This is a genomic window from Paenirhizobium naphthalenivorans (genome assembly GCF_007992095.1).
In the GTDB taxonomy this organism is placed as follows: domain Bacteria; phylum Pseudomonadota; class Alphaproteobacteria; order Rhizobiales; family Rhizobiaceae; genus Allorhizobium; species Allorhizobium naphthalenivorans.
This window is the reverse complement of record NZ_BJZP01000001.1, coordinates 61,874-80,764: the sequence shown is the minus strand read 5'-3', so window position 1 is coordinate 80,764 and position 18,891 is coordinate 61,874. Positions and strand designations below refer to the sequence as shown.

The following is an 18,891-nucleotide window of genomic DNA, read 5'->3' as shown; positions in this document are numbered from 1 at the left end:
GACGCCGGCGAGCGACCGCCGACCCTAACGAGCATGCACACAAAGAAAAGCCCCGGCGCCTGAATTGGCCCGGGGCTTCTCTGTTTCTCATTGGCGGGAGCAAAGCGGACCGACACGTAGCGCCCCTTAGCGGCCCATCCCTGCGCCTAGAGCTGCGCCAGCGTCCAGGCGACGATCTCGGCACTCACCCGAGCAAAGGCCCGGTCCATAGCCCGAATATAGGCCTCGTTCGATGTACCGGAAGCCAGCTCACTGGCGCTGAAAACCTTTTGCGCCTTGACCGAACCATTGCGGTCGTTGAGTAGTTTGACGGAAATCTCGACCACCCCGCGATCGGCGCCAACCGTGTCGACCTCGAAGGCCCGGATGTCGCTGATCAACTGAAAGTCGATCGCCAGCCCCTGACCCGGCTTGCCGACACCGTCCAGCTTTCCAGTGTTCTCGAAGGTCTCGACGAGCTTTGCCTGCACCATGCGGGTCAGTTTATCGCTCCACTGCGATTTCGACAGATAGCGAACCTCCGAGGGCGTGACCCGTACCAGCACCATTTCGCTGTCGAGCGCCTTGAGCGCGGTCGGGTCGGCGACCAGAAGCTGCCGGCTGCGCGCCGGCGTGTTCGTCTTGACCGCCGGAGCCGCCGTAATGTCGAAAGTGTCGTTCGGGGCCTTAGATCCGCACGCCGCAAGTCCCGCGAGCAGCAGGGGTAGAACCAGCACCGACCTCCATCCCGTCTTGCGACGTGTCGTTATCGCGCTTGCCTCCATGTGAACCCTAACCTTTGCCGTCCTTGCGTTCATCGGCGCATCCGCCCATCGTATTGCTTGACGTTTTCCCCGCCGAACAGCAGGCGCTGCGGATTCTGATCGAAATTGGTAATAGCGTCGTTGAGCCCACGCACCGTCTGGCGCGTGTCGGTGACCAGCGACTGAATATCCCTGAGCCCCGTATTGGAAAAGCGCGTCAGGTTGTCGGCGATCGGCCCGATCTTGGAATTGAGGTTGTCGGCGGCGCCGCGGATCGATTGCAGCGTCTTGCGCGCCTCAACACTCAGCGAATTCGCCTCGCCCGAACCAAGGAAGGAATCGACCTTTGTCAGGATACCGTCGATCTGATCCGAGGCATTGTTCAGCTTGTTGGCGAGTTGGGTGAAATCGGTGATCGCCTGATCGATGTCCTGGGTCCGGGCGTTCATACTCTGGCTCAGGTCCTTGAAGCCAGCAACCGCCTCGCGCGCGTCGGCCGAGGCGGCGGAAACATCGTTCATCACCGTGGAGATCTTCTGCGCATCGATCGCTGCGACGACCTCGTCAACCCGCGCAAGCGTCTTGTCCGCATTCTCGCCAAACTTCTGGAAGGTCGCCGCCGTGTCCCGGAAGTTTTCGATCGCGGGGCCTATCTTGTCCGAGGCCTCGGCGAAATTTCCGGTGAATTCCGCAGTATTCGCGAGGATCTCATCGATCTTGTCAGAGTTGAGTGCCTTGAAAAGGCTCTCAGCCGCGCCGAGCGTCGAATCCAGCCGCCCGGACAGACCGGAGATGGATTCGGACAGCAAGCTCACGCTTTGCAGGAACTTGTCGATACCAGAGGCATTGTCGGCGAGCGACTTGGAAAAGGTTTCGGCGTTCTTCACCGTATTGGTCAATGGAGCGCGGGCATCCGTGATGAACCCCTGCAATTGGCCAATAGCGTCGTCGGCGCGCTTCAGGATCTTGTCGGCGGTCGCCAGAAGGTTGGTCACGCTCGATTGGTCAGCGAGCAGAACGGCCGGCTTGCCGGTGGCGATAGCCTTTTCCAGAATATTCTCGTCGCTCGCATTGCCGCCGGAGAGTTCGATATAGGCAGCACCCGTCAACCCCTGGATCTCAAGCACCGCCTTGGTTTGCGCCGTCACCGGTGCATCCGCGCGCACCTCTGTGAAGGCCACAGAGAACTCCGGGTCTTCCTTGTCGATATAGAGACTGCGCACCGAGCCAACGGCAATACCGTTGAAACGCACCGGCGAACCGATGCTCAACCCGTTTGCCGAGCCCGGTATGCGAATAGCCAGCGGAGCGAGCGTACCGCCCCGGCCATATTCCGCCATCCAGTAGACGAAACCGAAAGCGGCCGCGATGACCAGCACCGTAAAGAAACCGACGATCGCGTAATTGGCTTTGGTTTCCATCAGTCAGTCACTTTACCGGATGTCGCCGGGCTTTCCGGCCGTGGAATGGAGCGGGCTCGCTTACCCCTGAAATAGGATCGGACCCAAGGATCATCGCATACCAGCATATCTTCTAAGCTTCCTTCGACCAAGACGCGCTTTTGGCCTAGTACCGCGATCCGGTCACAGACGGAGAACAGGCTGTCGAGGTCGTGCGTCACCATATAGACGGTCAGGCCGAGCGTGTCGCGCAATCTGGCGATGAGTTCGTCGAATTCGGCAGCCCCGATCGGATCGAGGCCCGATGTCGGCTCATCAAGGAACACCAGATCCGGGTCGAGGGCGATAGCGCGCGCAAGGGCGGCGCGCTTGATCATTCCGCCCGAAAGCTCCGAAGGATACTTGTCGCCGGCATCGGCATCGAGCCCGACCAGATCGAGCTTGAGATAAGCCAGTTCGTCCATCAGCCATTGCGGTAAATCGAGATATTCCCGCATCGGCAGTTGGATATTCTCCTTGACGGTCAGCGCCGAGAACAGGGCTCCCTGCTGGAAAAGAACGCCAAGCCGTGTATCGAGCTCCATCCGCTCGCGTTCATCGACGGTGTCGTAGTCCGAGCCGAGAATCTCGATCGTGCCGGACCGGCGCGGCAGCAGCCGCAGGACGGTTCGCATCAATACCGACTTGCCGGCGCCTGAGGCCCCGACGAAGCCGAGGATCTCGCCGCGATAAATGTCGAGATCAAGATTGTCGAGCACGATCTTGTTGCCGAAGCCGACCGTCAGCCCCCGGACCGACAGAACCTTGTCGCGCTCCTTTTCCTGCGGCACCTGCGCCTGCATGTCCATCGCGCCCCTCAAAAGTCGATCGCCGAATAGAAGATCGCAAACAGCGCGTCCACGAGAATGACCACGAAAATTGATTTTACAACGGCCGCTGTGACGTGCCGGCCGAGCGATTCAGCACTCCCGCCCACCTTCATGCCTTCAACGGCCGAAACGATGCCAACAATCAACGCCATGAAGGGCGCCTTGATCATGCCCGACGCAACCGTCGAATAGTCGATCGCCTCATGCAAGCGGGTGGTAAAAACGTCAAAGGTGATGCCGGAATAGCTCCAGGCTACCAGTGCCGCACCGTAAAGTGCGGCGAAATTGGCGAGGATGGTGAGCAAGGGCAGGACTATGGTCAAGGCCACGAGGCGCGGGAAGACCAACACACCGATGGGATTGAGCCCGATGACCTTGAGCGCGTCGATTTCCTCGCGCATCTTCATCGAACCGATTTCGGCCGTGATCGCACTGCCCGAGCGTCCGGCGACCATGATCGCTGTCAACAACACGCCAATTTCGCGCAGTTGCAGGATACCAACCAGGTCGACAACAAAAATCTCGGCTCCGAAATAACGCAGCTGGAAAGCGCCTTGCTGGGCAATGATTGCGCCGATGAGGAAGGACATCAGGGCCACGATCGGCACCGCGCGGACTCCCATGTGGTCCATCTGAGCGACGACCGAGGCCGGCGAGACGCCGCTACCGCGGCCGAGCTTGGTCTGCGCGCCGTGAACGGCCGATCCCAGCACGAACATCATTGCGACGATGTCGAACCAAAGGTCCACCATGATCTTGCCAATCGGCGAGAACAGCCGCTGGAGCAGTGGCCCTTTTGGCGGCGCAGGCGCGGGGCGCTTGACATCTTCGGGCAAGACGCGGAGCAGTTCACGCATCGCGGGCGTGCCACCGGTCAATGTGACCTTGCCGCCCTCCTTCTCGCGAACAGTAACGAAACGCCGAACCAGCCAGGCGCCGGCCATATCCATGTCCGATACGGCTGCGAGATCGATCTCCAGCGACTTCGCGCCATTGGCGGGAAACAACTGGCCATTGTCACGCAACAGCACACCGAGACTGTTGTTGCGCCATGCGCCGGACAGCCGGACGCGATACCCGTCGTCATGCAGGTCTTCGACGTCAATCGCGGCGCTTTCTGGGTGTACCGACTTCAAGGTCCTGACAACTTCCACGCATCGCGCCACGCGGGCCTCACCCATTCGGTTAGGCGGCGCAAATCACTCGATGTCGCAGTATAGCCGGACGAGCCAGCAATGAAATCCTTAAGGGAACGTTTATCAACGCCCGTCACCGCGAAACCACAGACAGTTCGGCGCAGAATGGCCACCGCCCCGCCCCACGGACAGCTAGGCCGCCTGAACGTCCTTCTCCTTGGCGAGCGCGGTCGCAACCGCAGGCGGCGCGAGAGCAGCGACCTGCTTTGACGGCGCACCGATCCGGTGCCCCCACGAGATCAGCTCGAAGCTTCCGTCGAAATGCTCGCCTATTGCCGTGCAGCTCTCCACCCAGTCCCCGGTGTTGACGTAGTGAATACCGTCGATGTCCTCCATGACGGCATGGTGGATATGACCGCAGATCACACCGTCGACGTCGTTGCGCCGCGCCTCCTCGGCAACCACGTGCTGAAATTCTCCGATGAAGTTGACCGCCTGCTTCACCTGGAGCTTGGCCCAGGCCGAGAATGACCAATAGGGCATTCCGAGGCGACGGCGGATCGCCGCCAAAAGGATATTGATATTGATCGCCATATCATAGGCCCAGTCACCCAGGTAGGCGACGAGCCGGGCATTGCGAACCACCACGTCGAACTCGTCGCCATGCAGAACAAGGTATTTCCTGCCGTCCGCCGTCACATGGATCATTCGCTCGGCAACCTCGATGCCTCCGAAATGAGTGCCGGGAAAGCCACGGAGGAATTCGTCATGATTGCCGGGAATGTAGACGATGCGGGTCCCCTTGCGCGCCTTGCGCAACAACTTCTGAACCACGTCATTGCAATCTTGCGGCCAGTACCAGCTGCGCTTCAGGCGCCAGCCATCGACGATGTCGCCGACAAGAAAGATGGTCTCTGCCTCATGGGTACGCAGGAAATCGAGCAGAAAGTCCACCTTGGCCGCCTTGGATCCAAGGTGGACGTCGGAAATGAACAGAGTTCTGAAGTGACGGATTTCCGGTTCTGAATTCACGGTCTTGGGCCTCTCGTTTGACGAGCCTTTGCCCTTTTTTCCAAATCAGACTCTTGTTTCAGGAACATGACAGACCAGAGGAACCGGGCTCCCCAAGACACCCTTCTAGGGCTGTATCAGTTGTGGCAATTCTCGCCGAGCGATCTCGGCCGCCTCCGTGCGCTCGACGCCCAAGGCCACGAGAATGAACTGTGCCACCTCGCTGCCCGCGTCCCGCCAGCTCTTGTAGCCTTCCTGCACCAACATCATTCCCGACAAGGTCGCGCCGCCGATTACCGCGACCATGGCGGTGACCTGGTCCGCACCAATCGCATAGCGGCCGCTTTCGATTGCCTGCGCCATCTCATCCGCGACGGAGGCCGTAAGTAGACCTCGCAACGTCTTGTTGCTGAAGCCGAAATGCACGATAAAGCGCCCCCATTCCGGCTCCTCATGGGCTCGACGAATGAAGAGACGGATGCCGCAGGCGATCCGATAGGCGGGCTCGTCAAGCGCAGCGATGCTGACGCGTACACGCTCCTGCATCTCCGCTGCGAGATCTCCTGCGACGTCTTCGAACAAACTGTCCGGATTGGGGACGGCATTGTAGATCGTGCCCCGCGCCACCCCCGCCTCCGCGGCAAGATCGCTGACGTTCACCCGGCCCGCGCCCACCCGTGCGAACAGTCGCATCGCCGCCTCGTGGATGCGACACTGAACACCAGACTTCACGGTGCAATTTCCCTTTCTGAACTTCCACTCTTTGGCACTCGGCGTACAGCACAGCGCACGCCGCTTGCCGAAAGCGGTCCCCATATCGATAGCAGCAAACAGGAAAAACGACAATGTTGACATTTGAACAGTTTTGTTCATTTAATGCCATGTAGATTCAGATTGTCCCTCGGGCCGATATGCCCAAACCTTGGAGACCACGATGAAGAAGTTGCTCATTGCATCGCTGATGCTCGGCGCCCTTGCCGGCTGCTCGCAGACGACCAAGCCGGCGGATGAAAAGGCTGTGGCCTGCGCCAAGGCTGGTCTTTCGGCCGAGGAATGCGCCAAGTCGAAATACGGCCTGCACGCAACCTCGCTGCCGCCGGTCGTCTCGCCCTCGACCTGACGGACTGGCTCCCGGTCAGGCCACGCCCGACGCCGCGAGCCCTCATTATCTCGTAAAGGGGGCCTACGCCCCCTTCCCATCCTGCTCCTCACAAAATCGCTGAGGAATGTGGGAGGGTACTCCCAACCCGGTTCATTTCGTGTATGCAGGAACGCATACCAGAGAATGGACCGGACACTGAAAAGCATGGACACCACTGACAAAAACAAGCCGGCAGCCGCCACGGCTGACCTCGATGAGCAGGCACTTTTCTATCATCGCTATCCGCGACCGGGAAAGCTGGAGATCCAGGCGACCAAGCCGCTCGGCAACCAGCGTGACCTTGCACTTGCCTATTCACCTGGCGTCGCCGCCCCTTGCCTTGCTATCAGGGACGAACCTGAAACCGCAGCCGACTATACGGCGCGGGCCAATCTCGTCGCGGTCATTTCCAATGGAACTGCCGTTCTCGGCCTCGGCAATATCGGCCCGCTTGCCTCCAAGCCCGTCATGGAAGGCAAGGCGGTCCTGTTCAAGAAATTCGCCGGCATCGATGTCTTCGACATAGAGATCGATGCCATGACCGTCGATTCGATGGTTTCGACAGTCTCGGCACTTGAGCCGACCTTCGGCGGTATCAATCTCGAAGACATCAAGGCGCCGGAATGCTTCGAAGTCGAACGTCAGTTGCGCGACAAGATGAATATCCCGGTCTTTCATGACGATCAGCATGGCACGGCGATCATCGTCGCCGCCGCCATCCTCAACGGCCTTGAACTGTCCGGCAAAAAGATCGAGGAGGTCAAGATCGTCGCCTCCGGCGCCGGTGCGGCGGCGCTCGCCTGCCTCAACCTGCTGGTAATCCTCGGCGCGCGGCGCGAGAATATCTGGGTGCACGACATTGAAGGACTGGTCTATGTCGGACGCGAAGTCCTGATGGACCAGTGGAAATCGATCTACGCTCAGGACAGTGACAAACGCACACTGGCCGATTCGATCGAGGGCGCCGACGTCTTCCTCGGCCTGTCCGCCGCCGGCGTGCTGAAGCCGGACCTGCTGGCGCAGATGGCCGACAAGCCGCTGATCATGGCGCTTGCCAACCCGACGCCTGAAGTCATGCCTGACCTCGCCCGTGCCGCACGTCCGGATGCGATGATCTGCACTGGTCGCTCGGACTTCCCCAATCAGGTCAACAACGTCCTCTGCTTCCCCTATATCTTCCGCGGCGCGCTCGATTGCGGCGCAACCACGATCAACGAGGACATGAAGATGGCCGCAGTGCGCGCCATCGCCGCTCTTGCCCGTGAAGAAGTCTCCGAAGTCGCCGCACGCGCCTATTCCGGAGAAACCCCAGTTTTCGGCCCGAACTACCTGATACCCTCGCCCTTCGACCCGCGCCTCATCCTGCGCATCGCTCCGGCCGTCGCCAAGGCCGCCGAAGAAAGCGGCGTAGCAAGCCGGCCGATCACCGACTACGACATCTATCTCGATCAACTAAACCGCTTTGTTTTCCGCTCCGGCTTCGTCATGAAGCCGATCTTCGCCGCAGCGAAGAAGGCCTCCGACAAGCGCGTGATCTTCGCCGAAGGCGAGGACGAACGCGTGTTGCGCGCCGCCCAGGTCCTGCTTGAGGAAGGCACCGGCAAGCCAATCCTGATCGGCCGTCCGAACATCATCGAGAGCCGGCTGGAACGCTTCGGACTGCGCATCCGTCCGGGCGTCGACTTTGAACTCGTCAATCCCGAGGCCGATCCGCGCTATCGCGACTATGTCGACGAATATTTCAGCCTCGTCGGTCGTGTCGGCATCAATCCGGAGGCCGCCCGCACGATCGTACGTACCAATAATACGGTCATCGGAGCGCTGGCTGTGAAGCGCGGCGACGCAGACGCTTTGATTTGTGGTGTCGAAGGTCGCTATGACCGGCACCTACGCGACGTCGGGCAGATCATCGGCAAGAAGGCCGGAGTGCACTCCTTCTCCGGCCTCAGCCTGTTGATTTCACAGCGCGGCGCGATCTTCTTCACCGATACGTTCGTGACTCACAACCCCTCCGCCGCAGAGATCGCCGAAATGACGATCCTAGCTGCTCAGGAAATCCGCCGCTTCGGGATCACGCCACGCGCGGCGCTGGTGTCGCACTCGAACTTCGGCTCACGCGATTCCGAAAGCGCTCGCAAGATGCGGGAGGCCCTGCAACTGATCCGGGAGCAAGCGCCCACGCTTGAGGCTGACGGCGAAATGCAGGGCGGTTCGGCGCTTTCGGAAAGTTTGCGTAAACGCGCCATGCCGATCAGTACGTTGACCGGCGAGGCCAATCTCCTGGTTTTCCCCAATCTCGACGCCGCCAATATATCGCTCGGCATTGTCCGCACGATGATGGACGCGCTTCATGTTGGCCCAATTCTGCTCGGCGGCGCCCTGCCCGCGCACGTTCTGTCGACCTCAGTCACCTCACGCGGCGTCGTCAACATGGCGGCGCTGGCCGTCGTCGAAGCATCGCAACCCGGCTAGCACGTCATCGACGCGGCTGCGGAGAAGAGTGCGCAGTCGCCCTGTCCTCTCGCCCGAGGACAGGCGGCTGTGGGCGAAGACCGCACGCCTAAAATACCGGCTGGACTTAACGCCCTGCGGCGAACACTCTTGACCCGTATGTTTGTAGGGTTTCAAGAATGACGGACCAGGGCGGTTATTTCGACCTGCTGGACTGGCTGAGAGGCCAGAAGGTCGTGCGACCGCTCCGGTTCTTCAGGCACCTGCAGACCACCTTCAACGTCGCCCATGTGTTTTACATCGACACCCTTTGCACTCCGGCTGGCATCAAGCCGCACCGCCTGCACCACACCTTCGGCCCGTCTGCCGCTCAACGGGTCAATGCGCTCGGCCCCCGCGTCTTCGAGCCTCCGCTGCGCCAAGCCTTGGCGGCGATCGAACCCCTCGACTGGAACGAACTGGAGCCCGGCTCGCCGGCCAGGGCCGGCCTCGACCGCATCGCCGACGTACTCGCCATCACATCCTGCGGGGTTGCCTATCCACTGATCTCCTATGAGGGACGCCAAGCCCTGCTGGCCGTTCATCGACGGGTTGACGCCTGCGACTGGCGGCGGTTCCGTCGGCTCCACGACCGTGATCTGCAGGCGCTCGCCATCGAGTTCCATGCAGCACTGCTGAAGCACAACCGCGCCGGCAGGAACGACAACGAGACGGCATTGCGACTGACGCAACGAGAGCGCCAGGCCCTGTACTGGTCAGCAGCCGGCAAGAGTTACTGGGAAATCGCCGTAATCCTCGGCATCACTGAACGCACCGTCCGCTATTTCATGGCCAATGCCCGTCGCAAGCTGAACGTCGTTTCCAACACCCAAGCGGTCGCCGAAGCCGCTTGGCGCGGCCTGATTTCAGAACCGGACACGCATTGACGCGGTTCGACATTCGCGGCGGGCGATCATAATCCTCAATTGCAATTTCGCGACCTGTCGCTACCGACAGTTTCATTTTCAGCCCGCTTCGCCATTCTCCGGCTACCACACAACAAATGGAGACTGGAATGATCCGGATCATCAACGGGGCCAACCGCAATGACCATTCTGAGGAACTCGCCGCCATGCACCGCCTGCGCAAGCGGGTCTTCCACGACCTGCTCAAATGGGAGGTGAAGGTGGAGGGCGACATGGAGATCGACCACTATGACGACGCCAATCCCATCTATGTCCTCTCCTATTCGCCGGAAGGCAAATTGCGCGGGTCGCTGCGTCTCCTGCCGACGCTCGGGCCCAACATGCTCGACGATACTTTCCCGATCCTGCTCGGGGACCGCGCCGAGATTCGCAGTGCCTCGATCTGGGAATCGAGCCGATTCTGCATCGAACCGGAAATTTCGCAAGATCGGGCCTCCAATCAGGTGACCATTGCCGCAGCCGAGCTCATGTGCGGCGTCGGCGAGCTAGGCCTCACCTCTGGCCTCAGTCATATCGTCACGGTCACCGACGTCTTCCTCGAACGTATGTTCCGACGCATGGGGTGCCCGGGTGAGCGGATCGGCGAACCGCACAAGATCGGCTCTGTCTATGCCGTCGCCGTCGCGTGGGAAGTCACGCCAGACCTTCTGCAGCGCATGAAGGCGGTCGCCGAAATCAATGGTCCGGTACTCGCCGAACCCATTGCTCTCGACCAGCCCCGTGCAGCCTGACCGCCTGGTTTCTTGAACGAAGCGCCGCGCTCGCCGCGGCGCTTCGGCGTTAACACAAAATCGTGTTCCTGTTTGCCGCTTGCGCCCTCGCAAACTAGAGTAAAAACGCCTATGGGCCTCCGAACCAATCCGGACGCGGAACGATGCCAACCGGGGACGCGACTTGCAATATCGCAGAAATCGCTTGCTGTTGACGCTTGCCGTCTTCTTGTCCTGTCAGCCTATCGCTGCACGGGCCTCTGTGGTCTGCGAGAACCTGCGCATTCAACTGGCCTCCGAACCGGAAGTGATTGCCGACACGGGCGAGATGCGCCGCTATTCTAGCGCGATCGCGCGGCAAAACATGGAAATCCGCAAAGTCCAGCACGACCTGCGGCGCCTGGGCTGCGGCGGATCGATTGTCGTCTATGGCTCCGACGGACGGAACCAATGCGACGAACTATCGAACACGCTCGCCCGCATGCAGGCCAACAAGCTGGCACTCGCGGCCAAGCGCGATGGTTTGCGTGATACCGGCAGCGACAGCAACCCGCGCCGCCAGCACCTACTGGCCGCCCTCGAGAGCAATGGCTGCAATGCGGAACAGCCTGCGGAGCCGTCCTCGGCCGCCGCCGACCGTGTCATACGCCCTGCCGCGCCCGAGCCCGACACGCAGGTCGGCTTGTCGCCCCAGTTTCAGGCCCCGACCGGGCACGGCAGCCTGCGAACCCTTTGCGTCCGAACCTGCGACGGGGCTTTCTTCCCGATTTCATCCAATACCTCGCCGCTCAACTTCCGTCGAGATACGCTTATATGCCAACAGATGTGCCCTGACACGGAGACCGAGCTCTATTACCATTCGATCCGCACCGCCGAGAGTGCCGACATGGTCTCCGCCGAGACCGGCCGGCCCTACCGTTCGCTGCCAACCGCTTTTGCCTATCTGAACCGTGCAAGCGGCGAACAACCCGCCTGCAGCTGCGATTTCGCCGGCTATTACCGCCGCTTGCAAGGGCAGAATACACCGCACGGTATCGATGGCCAAAACGACAAAGCCGTCATTCACGTCGGCGGCACGACCAGCGGAACGGCCAGCCGGGAAACCGGTGCGGCCGAACCAGCAACGCCGGCAGAGCGCACCTACGATCCGGCAAGCACGATCCGCCAGGTAGGCCCGACCTTCCTGCCCACCGGGACAGGCAGCATTGATCTGCGCAATCCCGCCGTACCGGGCCTCCAACCGCTCCAGCAGCAATAGGCCGGGAAAGCGCTTACCTCAAACGCCTCATAGGCGGCTCCCACGAACGGCCTGCGCGACTTGCTGCCACTTTGCCACGGCACAGACTTGCCAGCCTATGGCAAGACAATGGCCGGGCTTTCGCCCGGCCATTGTTTATATCGGTCATGAAACGAACCGCCCTCAGGCAGCACGCGTCCAACTCGGCGTCGGCAAGGTCCGTACGCTGCCAATCTCAAACTGTCCCAGCTGAGCAAACAGCTCCTCGGCCTCCTGCGCAAGCTTGTGGGCCGATGCGGTACTCTGCTCGACCATGGCAGCGTTCTGCTGAGTCACCTGGTCCATCTGCGTGATCGCACCATTGATTTCCTGAAGCCCGATAGCCTGCTCATGCGCGCCCTTGACGATGGCGCGAATGTCCGCGTTGATTTCCATGACATTGGCCTGAATCAGACTGAGAATCTCGCCTGACTGATTGACCAGAGAGACCCCGGAACTGACCGCCTCGCTCGCCCGTCCGACCAGAACGGTAATCTCCTTGGCCGCATTGGCCGAGCGTTGAGCCAGTTCGCGCACTTCCTGGGCGACTACCGCGAAGCCCTTGCCAGCCTCCCCAGCCCGCGCCGCCTCGACACCGGCATTAAGAGCCAGAAGATTGGTCTGGAAGGCGATCTCGTCGATCACGCCGATAATCTTGCCGATCTGCGACGAGCTTTCCTCGATATTATCCATCGCGGTGATCGCATTACGCACAATCTCATCCGATTGCTGGGCACGGTGGTTGGCTTCGCCGACCTTATGGCTGGCGCTGTCGGCAATTGCCGCCGAATTCCCAACCGTCGTGGTGATTTGATTGAGGGCGGCCGCAGTCTCTTCCAGGGCGGCCGCCTGCTGCTCGGTCCGGCGGGCAAGATCGTCGGAAGCCGCGCGCAGTTCGGCTGAACTGGAGCGGATCTCATGCGACACGCCGGTAATGCCGGACATGGCGGCCTGCAGCCGCTCCGCAGACTGGTTGAAATTCAACCGCAAGCGATCGTACTCGCCCTCAAAGCGTGTGTCGATGCGCGACGCAAGGTCGCCCTGCGCAAGACGGTTGAGGGCATCAGCGAGGACATCCACCGTCATCTTGGTGCGGTTAAGCTCCGCGATGCGCTCGGCATCATTCATCGACTGGATCTCCGCCAGCCGGTCACGATTGCGCTTTTCGTCGGCCTCGGCCTCGCGGCGGGCAATCAGGTTCTCACGGAAATTCTGGAACGCGCGGGCAAGGTCGCCGATTTCATCGGAGCGCTCAATGCCGGCGAGCTGAACGTCCACCTGCCCTTCCGCGAGCCTGTTCATCGCTGCGGTTGCGCGGTTGAGCGGGTTCAGCAAACGCCGCATGACGAAGATCGCAAGGCTGCCTCCACTGGCGAGCATGATTACGCCGAGCGCGACGAGCACAAGAGCCAGATCATGCGAATCCCGCCGGGCCTCTGTGATGTCCGATATCGCCGCGTTGGTCTCACGAGCGACCACCGCATTTACGATGGCGTTGGTCGCCTCGATTTCTTTTTGCAGGGCATCGGAGAAACCATCAAAACCTGCCATCTGCTTGTTGCCTTCCGTCGGACCGCCGGCAATATAGGCATTGGCCATCGCTATACCCGCCGTGTGGAACTCGGCAAAACGGTCGGCAAGAAGCCTCATCGCGGGCACTAGGTCGGGCGCATCCAAGGCACCAGCAAGCTCCCCAATGCGCGCGACAAGTTTGCCCAGGCGTTCGGCCTCCTGCTCGGCGAGTGCAAAGCCATCATTCAGCCCGTCCTTGGCCTGCGTAGCGGAAATATCGGTCAAAGCCTCCTGCGTGCTGACAATTGCCAGCTCCACCTCTTTTTGGCTTGCGATCAACTCACGTACGAGCACGTCGGCGTTACGTTCCCTTTCATAGAGGCCAATGACAGCCTCGAGCTGCCGCTGACCGACGAGATCGGATATGGCGAGCACTGAGACGCTTACGAAGACAAGCGCTCCGATCGCTGCCGGAACAGCCTTACCTAGGCGAATATGAAGGAGACTCATTGAAACCCCGATGAACGACGAAATATTGAAATCGCCCCGCCAAGACATCCGGCGCGCAAAACTCGCATCATGCAAAGGGTGGAGAAAACTCCCAAGCAAAAACACGTTTAATACCTGACATTTAACGAACATTAAATATAGCAGTCGCCTACGGAACTAATTGGCATCGTAGCCGACGGTCAGATGTCAGGATCCCCAGAAACCTTACCCCACACCTCCTCAAAAATGAGTTGCTCGAGCGGTAGCCTTTGCAGCCAGCCCTTCAGGGCAAGTTCCGGCTGATCATAAAGTCGGTCAACATAACCAACGCAGAACCAGCCCATCACTTCCACATGCTCGGGAATACCCAGCAGCGCCCGCATGTCGTGCTGGTGGAAAATGCTGACCCAGCCGACCCCCACACCCTCAACTCGGGCGGCAAGCCAGAAATTCTGAATGGCGCAGACCGTCGAGTAACTGTCCATCCGCAGATTGTGAGTCCGCCCCAGCACCACGGCGCCGCCCCGCGTTGGATCACAAGTGACGCAGATGCCAAGCGGCGCCTTGCGGATGCCCTCGAGCTTGAGCTTTCGATAGCTGTCGCGGCGTTCGTTGGAGAACATCTCGGCGGCCTCGTCATTTGCCTTGGAGAATATCCGCCAGGCGGCCTCACGGCGCGCAGCATCGCGTATGAGGAGAAAATTCCATGGCTGCATGAAGCCGACGGACGGAGCCGCATGTGCCGCCGCCAGCATTCGAGCGATGACGTCCTCCGGTAATGGATCAGGTAGGAACTGGTCCCGCACGTCCCGGCGGGTGTGGATCGCCCTATAAACGGCTTCACGCTCTTCAATCGAAAAGGCGCCAGCCCGGACGAAGTGGTCGTTCGGTTCGTCGTGCATCGTCATATCCCCAACAATGCGTCCGACCGCCCGCCGTCCGCGCGGGCAAAGCCTATCTGGTCAGGCCGGTCTTCTGACTCCGGTTCATCCGATCACCCCTGCCTTCCCGGTTGAACAACCAGTGGCAAATCACTGAAAGGATTCTCGATCCTTTCTGGACGCGACCGTCCCCGTCACAGCGTTGGGCACGTTCCGGATTGGGCACTGCGCCGCACCGGATTCCCGATTCTCCTACCCGCGAGGGCAGGCACCTGACCTGAAGATCTCTACAGTTTGCGACAAGCAAGGCAAGCGGGCATTTCGCGGCCTGTCAGGTCGCCCAAATGAAAAATAGCGGACATAGGCAAACACACCGCCCCCATCAGTGGCGGTCAAACATCTGACTTGCGGAGATGGTCGAAGGCCGTCAGCGGTCCCTGAAACGGTTGGTGATCGGATAGCGCCGGTCGCGGCCGAAATTCTTGCGGGTGATTTTCACTCCCGGTGCCGATTGCCGCCGCTTGTATTCGGCAAGGTAAAGCAGATGCTCGACGCGATGGACGATCGCGATCTCATGACCGCGCGCGACGATCTCCTCGACCGACATCTCCTTCTCGACCAGACATTCAAGAATGTCGTCCAGCACCGGATAGGGCGGCAGCGAGTCTTGGTCGGTCTGGTTGGGCCGCAGCTCAGCCGACGGTGCCTTGGAAAGAATATTGGCGGGGATCACCTCGCCCGAAGGGCCGAGCGCACCTGGCGGCACGTTCTTGTTACGCCAAGCGGAGAGCGCATAGACCTGCATCTTGTACAGATCCTTGATCGGATTAAAGCCACCGTTCATGTCGCCGTAGAGCGTCGCATAACCAACCGACATTTCCGACTTATTGCCCGTAGTGACCACCATCGAGCCGAACTTGTTGGAGATAGCCATCAGGATCGTGCCGCGCGTACGGCTTTGCAGGTTCTCTTCCGTAATGCCGCTCTCGGTGCCCTCGAACATATCCGAAAGCGCCGAGAGAAAGCCCTCGACCGGCTCGGCAATCGGCACGGTATCGTAATGGCAGCCGAGGGCCTTGGCACAGGCCGCGGCATCGCTCAGCGATTCCTGCGAGGTGTATCGGTAGGGCAGCATGATCGCGCGCACCCGCTCCTCACCCAGCGCATCGACGGCGATTGCCGCACAGATGGCGGAGTCGATCCCGCCGGACAGCCCCAGCACAACGCTCTTGAAGCCATTCTTGTTCACATAGTCGCGAAAGCCCAGCATGCAGGCGCGGTAGTCAGCCTCTTCCTTACCCGGAATCCGCGACATCGGCCCCTCGCTACAGCGCCAACCGTCGGCGGAGCGCTTCCACATGGTTACCGAGAGCGCAGCTTCGAACTGGCTCATCTGGAATGCGAGCGTCTTATCCGCATTGAAGGCGAAGCTCGCGCCGTCGAACACCAATTCATCCTGGCCGCCCAACTGGTTCGCATAAATCAGCGGCAGTCCGGTCTCGATCACCTGACGAAGCACCACCTGATGGCGAATATCAACCTTCTCGCGGAAATACGGCGAACCGTTCGGCACCAGCAGGATTTCCGCACCGGATTCAGCAAGCGTCTCGCACACACCGAGATCGCCCCATATATCCTCGCAGACTGGGACACCGATACGGACGCCGCGGAAATTCACCGGCCCCGGCATGTCGCCGGCGATAAAGACGCGCTTCTCGTCAAACTCGCCATAGTTCGGCAAATCGACCTTGTCGCGGGTCGCGATAATCTTGCCACCGTCGAGAACAGCGACGGAATTGTAACGCCCTTTCGCGTCACTGCGTGGAAAACCGACAATGACACCAGGCCCGCCGTCGGCCGTGTCGGCGGCCAGTTGCTCCACAGCCACAAGACACGATCGGAGGAAGGCCGATTTAACAACCAGATCCTCCGGCGGATAACCGGAGATGAAGAGTTCCGTCAACAGGAGCAGATCGGCACCTTGGGCGGCGGCTTCGGCACGCGCCTCCCGGGCCTTGGCAAGATTGCCGGCGACATCGCCGACAGTCGGGTCGAGCTGTGCAATTGCAATGCGGAGAGTATCGGGTCGGTTCTGATTATCGCTCATGGTCTTGACTTAGCGCGTGCCGCGCACCTTCGCAACGTCGACGGCACTGGCACGAGATGATGCAGCGCAACATACGGCAGCAAAATGAGCGGCACAAACGTTCCCAAGGCATAGTTCATCTAGCGTTCATGACGACTATGTGACAGCTATGCGAAACTTTTATTAAGCTTCTTGTTCGTTTCTGGAGAGTGCATTGGCCGAGATCGTCTCCGAGCCGGGAATGCCCGTCGCAAATTCCGTACTTTCACAAGAGGGGGCGGCGCCCCGGGAGCGCACCGCAGCATTACGCGCGGCCGGCCGGATGTTCAACACGCTGGTTCTTGCCCTTGTGACAGTCATACTCACCGAATGGCTGGCCCGCGGCACGCTGTCCGGCATCGCCGAGTACCTTCTTTCACCAACGCGCCCGGGCATGGTTGCCGTGCTGGTGCTCTTTCTGCTGTTCATCGCGGCCGACTCGCTCTTCGGCCGGGCGCACCAGTCGGCCTTGATCCTCGTTCCGGTGGCGCTCCTGCCGGCATTTCTGTCGATGCAGAAGCAACAGTATCTTTCCGATCCCCTCTATCCGAGCGACATGCTGTTCGGCCGCCAGATCGGCGAACTCGTACCCGTCATGTTCGCCGCCCGCCCTTTCGCCTCGATCGGACTGGTTGCGGGCGTCCTGGCTCTCCTTGTCCTGCTCGGTTACCTTTTGGTGCTCGGCCGTCGCCACCTTCCGGCCCTTTCTCCGCTGTCGAAGCTCGTCCGCCTGGTCGTCGCCCTGCCACTGATCGGCGGCTTCCTGTCGCTGATGGATCCGAATTCGTTCTCCTACATCCGAGACCGCCTGAACATTGTGCCCATGATGTGGGATCAGCAGGAAAACTACCGCCACAACGGCTTTCTCCTGGCGTTTGCCTTTAACGTGCCCATGGCCAATGTGCAGGCACCGCACGGCTACGGCGCCGACGCCATCGCCGACATCGCCCCCGAACGGCTGCCGGCAAACTTCTTTGCCGGCCGCGATGCCGATGTCATCATGGTCATGAGCGAATCGCTGTGGGACCCGACACGTCTTGGCAATACGACGCTCTCGCCCGATCCGATGCCTACCATACGCAAGAATGCCTCGGGCAATATGTTCTCACCGGAATTCGGCGGCATGACCGCCAATGTCGAATTCGAGGCTTTGACCGGCTTTTCCAACGCTTTCCTGCCCTATGGCAGCATTCCCTATCAGCAGTATGTCCGCCGCCCACTCCCTTCGCTGGCAACCTTTTTTGCCTCCAAGGGTTACGTGACGCGCGCCTTCCATCCGTTCCAGAGCTGGTTCTGGAACCGCGCGAACGTCTATCAGTCCCTCGGCTTCCAGTCCTTCAAGTCGGAGGAGAACATGCCGGTGATGGACAAGCGCGGCATATTCGCCTCGGACGAGGCGCTGACAAAGGAAATCATCCGGAACGCCGATAGCACCAAGGAGCCCTTCTTCTTCTTCGCCGTCACCCTGCAGGGCCATGGCCCCTATGAAAGGAACCGCTACGCCAAGAACACGATCGACGTGCGGTCAGCCGCGTTGAAGTCCCAAAGCCGGGATAGCTTGGCTACCTATGCCCAAGGTGTACGTGAAGCCGACGACAGTCTGAAGTCGCTGATGGACTGGGCGAAGAAACGCCGCCGCGAAACGATCATCGTGCTCTTCGGTGACCATCTGCCGCCGCTCGGAACGGTTTACACAGAGGCCGGCTACATGCCGGACGTGGTCGCCACTCGCAAAGCTTCAGTCAGCGTCATGAAGCAGGAGCACGAAACGCCCCTCGTTGTCTGGTCATCAAAGCGCGGTGTGCAGAAGGATCTTGGCTCGGTCAGCCCTTCGCAACTGCCCTATTATATCGTCCGGCTTGCCGGCTACCGCCACCCCTTCTACACGGGCGTTCTCGGTCGACTGAACGAGCGCTACGCCATCATAGACCGTCACCAGCTAATCGGGCGCAACGATCGTCCGTCGCCCGACTGGGCAACCTCCGGCGCACCGATCGATCCCCTGATCCAAGATTACCGCTACCTCCAGCACGATCAGATGTTCGGCGAAGGATTCGGCACCCAGCGCTTCTTCCCGGAACAGTTGGAGCGGGTCGACACGCCCGCAAGCTGAAAGACCCCGAAGCATCACGGGCCAACCTTCGCCGGCCGCCGCCAGAGTCTTCATCTTGCATTAGTGCCG

Annotated in this window: 15 protein-coding genes and 1 riboswitch; of the genes, 6 read left to right on the top strand and 9 right to left on the bottom strand. The window is 60.5% G+C overall.

The window, feature by feature from the left end; translation table 11 throughout:
• Window positions 1-146 precede the first annotated feature (146 nt).
• The 6 genes from RNA01_RS00380 to RNA01_RS00355 form a co-directional block, all read right to left on the bottom strand.
• Window positions 147-764, bottom strand: a complete 618-nt coding sequence (locus RNA01_RS00380; protein WP_147178235.1) for an ABC-type transport auxiliary lipoprotein family protein — start codon at window positions 762-764, stop codon at window positions 147-149.
• A gap of 29 nt (window positions 765-793) precedes the next feature.
• On the bottom strand, window positions 794-2,164 hold the full coding sequence (locus RNA01_RS00375) for an MlaD family protein (protein ID WP_147177807.1): 1,371 nt from the start codon (window positions 2,162-2,164) through the stop codon (window positions 794-796).
• Complete coding sequence (locus RNA01_RS00370; RefSeq protein WP_147177805.1) at window positions 2,164-2,991, bottom strand: ABC transporter ATP-binding protein; 828 nt, start codon at window positions 2,989-2,991, stop codon at window positions 2,164-2,166. The genes RNA01_RS00375 and RNA01_RS00370 overlap by 1 nt, the downstream gene beginning before the upstream one ends.
• Before the next feature lie 8 nt (window positions 2,992-2,999).
• Window positions 3,000-4,148, bottom strand: coding sequence for an ABC transporter permease (locus tag RNA01_RS00365; RefSeq protein ID WP_284727762.1), 1,149 nt, complete (start codon window positions 4,146-4,148; stop codon window positions 3,000-3,002).
• Between the two features lie 192 nt (window positions 4,149-4,340).
• Window positions 4,341-5,180, bottom strand: coding sequence for a UDP-2,3-diacylglucosamine diphosphatase (locus tag RNA01_RS00360; protein ID WP_147177801.1), 840 nt, complete (start codon window positions 5,178-5,180; stop codon window positions 4,341-4,343).
• A gap of 105 nt (window positions 5,181-5,285) precedes the next feature.
• Window positions 5,286-5,891, bottom strand: coding sequence for a TetR/AcrR family transcriptional regulator (locus RNA01_RS00355; RefSeq protein ID WP_210245718.1), 606 nt, complete (start codon window positions 5,889-5,891; stop codon window positions 5,286-5,288).
• Between the two features lie 202 nt (window positions 5,892-6,093).
• On the opposite strand from RNA01_RS00355, the gene RNA01_RS00350 reads away from it, so the two are divergent.
• The 5 genes from RNA01_RS00350 to RNA01_RS00330 all read left to right on the top strand — a co-directional run bounded on the left by RNA01_RS00350 (window position 6,094) and on the right by RNA01_RS00330 (window position 11,684).
• Window positions 6,094-6,279 carry a hypothetical protein gene (locus tag RNA01_RS00350; protein WP_147177799.1) on the top strand — a complete coding sequence of 62 codons (186 nt, stop codon included), beginning with the start codon at window positions 6,094-6,096 and terminating at the stop codon, window positions 6,277-6,279.
• A 186-nt stretch (window positions 6,280-6,465) separates the two neighbouring features.
• Window positions 6,466-8,772, top strand: coding sequence for an NADP-dependent malic enzyme (locus RNA01_RS00345; protein ID WP_147177797.1), 2,307 nt, complete (start codon window positions 6,466-6,468; stop codon window positions 8,770-8,772).
• Window positions 8,773-8,930: 158 nt separating this feature from the next.
• Window positions 8,931-9,677, top strand: a complete 747-nt coding sequence (locus RNA01_RS00340; protein ID WP_147177795.1) for a helix-turn-helix transcriptional regulator — start codon at window positions 8,931-8,933, stop codon at window positions 9,675-9,677.
• Between the two features lie 128 nt (window positions 9,678-9,805).
• Entirely contained in the window at window positions 9,806-10,447 is a 642-nt protein-coding gene (locus RNA01_RS00335) for an acyl-homoserine-lactone synthase (RefSeq protein ID WP_147177793.1), read from the top strand.
• 163 nt (window positions 10,448-10,610) lie between these two features.
• The gene (locus tag RNA01_RS00330; protein WP_147177791.1) at window positions 10,611-11,684 is read left to right on the top strand and encodes a DUF2865 domain-containing protein; all 1,074 of its coding nucleotides are present in this window, start codon (window positions 10,611-10,613) and stop codon (window positions 11,682-11,684) included.
• Window positions 11,685-11,846: 162 nt separating this feature from the next.
• Here the strand turns inward: RNA01_RS00330 and RNA01_RS00325 are convergent, their stop codons facing one another.
• From RNA01_RS00325 to RNA01_RS00315, 3 genes are all read right to left on the bottom strand, one after another.
• Window positions 11,847-13,724, bottom strand: a complete 1,878-nt coding sequence (locus RNA01_RS00325; RefSeq protein WP_170253311.1) for a methyl-accepting chemotaxis protein — start codon at window positions 13,722-13,724, stop codon at window positions 11,847-11,849.
• Window positions 13,725-13,903: 179 nt separating this feature from the next.
• Window positions 13,904-14,605: a 5,6-dimethylbenzimidazole synthase gene (gene bluB, locus RNA01_RS00320; RefSeq protein WP_147177787.1), complete on the bottom strand. Its 702-nt coding sequence runs from the start codon at window positions 14,603-14,605 to the stop codon at window positions 13,904-13,906.
• A 46-nt stretch (window positions 14,606-14,651) separates the two neighbouring features.
• Window positions 14,652-14,875, bottom strand: a riboswitch (cobalamin riboswitch).
• A 136-nt stretch (window positions 14,876-15,011) separates the two neighbouring features.
• Window positions 15,012-16,691, bottom strand: a complete 1,680-nt coding sequence (locus tag RNA01_RS00315) for an NAD+ synthase (RefSeq protein WP_147177785.1) — start codon at window positions 16,689-16,691, stop codon at window positions 15,012-15,014.
• A gap of 220 nt (window positions 16,692-16,911) precedes the next feature.
• Between RNA01_RS00315 and RNA01_RS00310 the strand changes: the two genes are divergently transcribed.
• Window positions 16,912-18,822 (top strand): LTA synthase family protein, encoded by a 1,911-nt coding sequence (locus RNA01_RS00310; protein WP_147178233.1) that lies wholly within the window; start codon window positions 16,912-16,914, stop codon window positions 18,820-18,822.
• Window positions 18,823-18,891 lie beyond the last annotated feature (69 nt).

What these genes read in the sequence shown, in the direction of transcription:
- bluB (WP_147177787.1), bottom strand. Translation starts at nt 14,605, where the DNA reads ATGCACGACGAACCGAACGACCACTTCGTCCGGGCTGGCGCCTTTTCG.
- RNA01_RS00345 (WP_147177797.1), top strand. Translation starts at nt 6,466, where the DNA reads ATGGACACCACTGACAAAAACAAGCCGGCAGCCGCCACGGCTGACCTC.
- RNA01_RS00315 (WP_147177785.1), bottom strand. Translation starts at nt 16,691, where the DNA reads ATGAGCGATAATCAGAACCGACCCGATACTCTCCGCATTGCAATTGCA.
- RNA01_RS00375 (WP_147177807.1), bottom strand. Translation starts at nt 2,164, where the DNA reads ATGGAAACCAAAGCCAATTACGCGATCGTCGGTTTCTTTACGGTGCTG.
- RNA01_RS00350 (WP_147177799.1), top strand. Translation starts at nt 6,094, where the DNA reads ATGAAGAAGTTGCTCATTGCATCGCTGATGCTCGGCGCCCTTGCCGGC.
- RNA01_RS00380 (WP_147178235.1), bottom strand. Translation starts at nt 764, where the DNA reads ATGGAGGCAAGCGCGATAACGACACGTCGCAAGACGGGATGGAGGTCG.
- RNA01_RS00335 (WP_147177793.1), top strand. Translation starts at nt 9,806, where the DNA reads ATGATCCGGATCATCAACGGGGCCAACCGCAATGACCATTCTGAGGAA.
- RNA01_RS00340 (WP_147177795.1), top strand. Translation starts at nt 8,931, where the DNA reads ATGACGGACCAGGGCGGTTATTTCGACCTGCTGGACTGGCTGAGAGGC.
- RNA01_RS00310 (WP_147178233.1), top strand. Translation starts at nt 16,912, where the DNA reads ATGCCCGTCGCAAATTCCGTACTTTCACAAGAGGGGGCGGCGCCCCGG.
- RNA01_RS00370 (WP_147177805.1), bottom strand. Translation starts at nt 2,991, where the DNA reads ATGGACATGCAGGCGCAGGTGCCGCAGGAAAAGGAGCGCGACAAGGTT.
- RNA01_RS00325 (WP_170253311.1), bottom strand. Translation starts at nt 13,724, where the DNA reads ATGAGTCTCCTTCATATTCGCCTAGGTAAGGCTGTTCCGGCAGCGATC.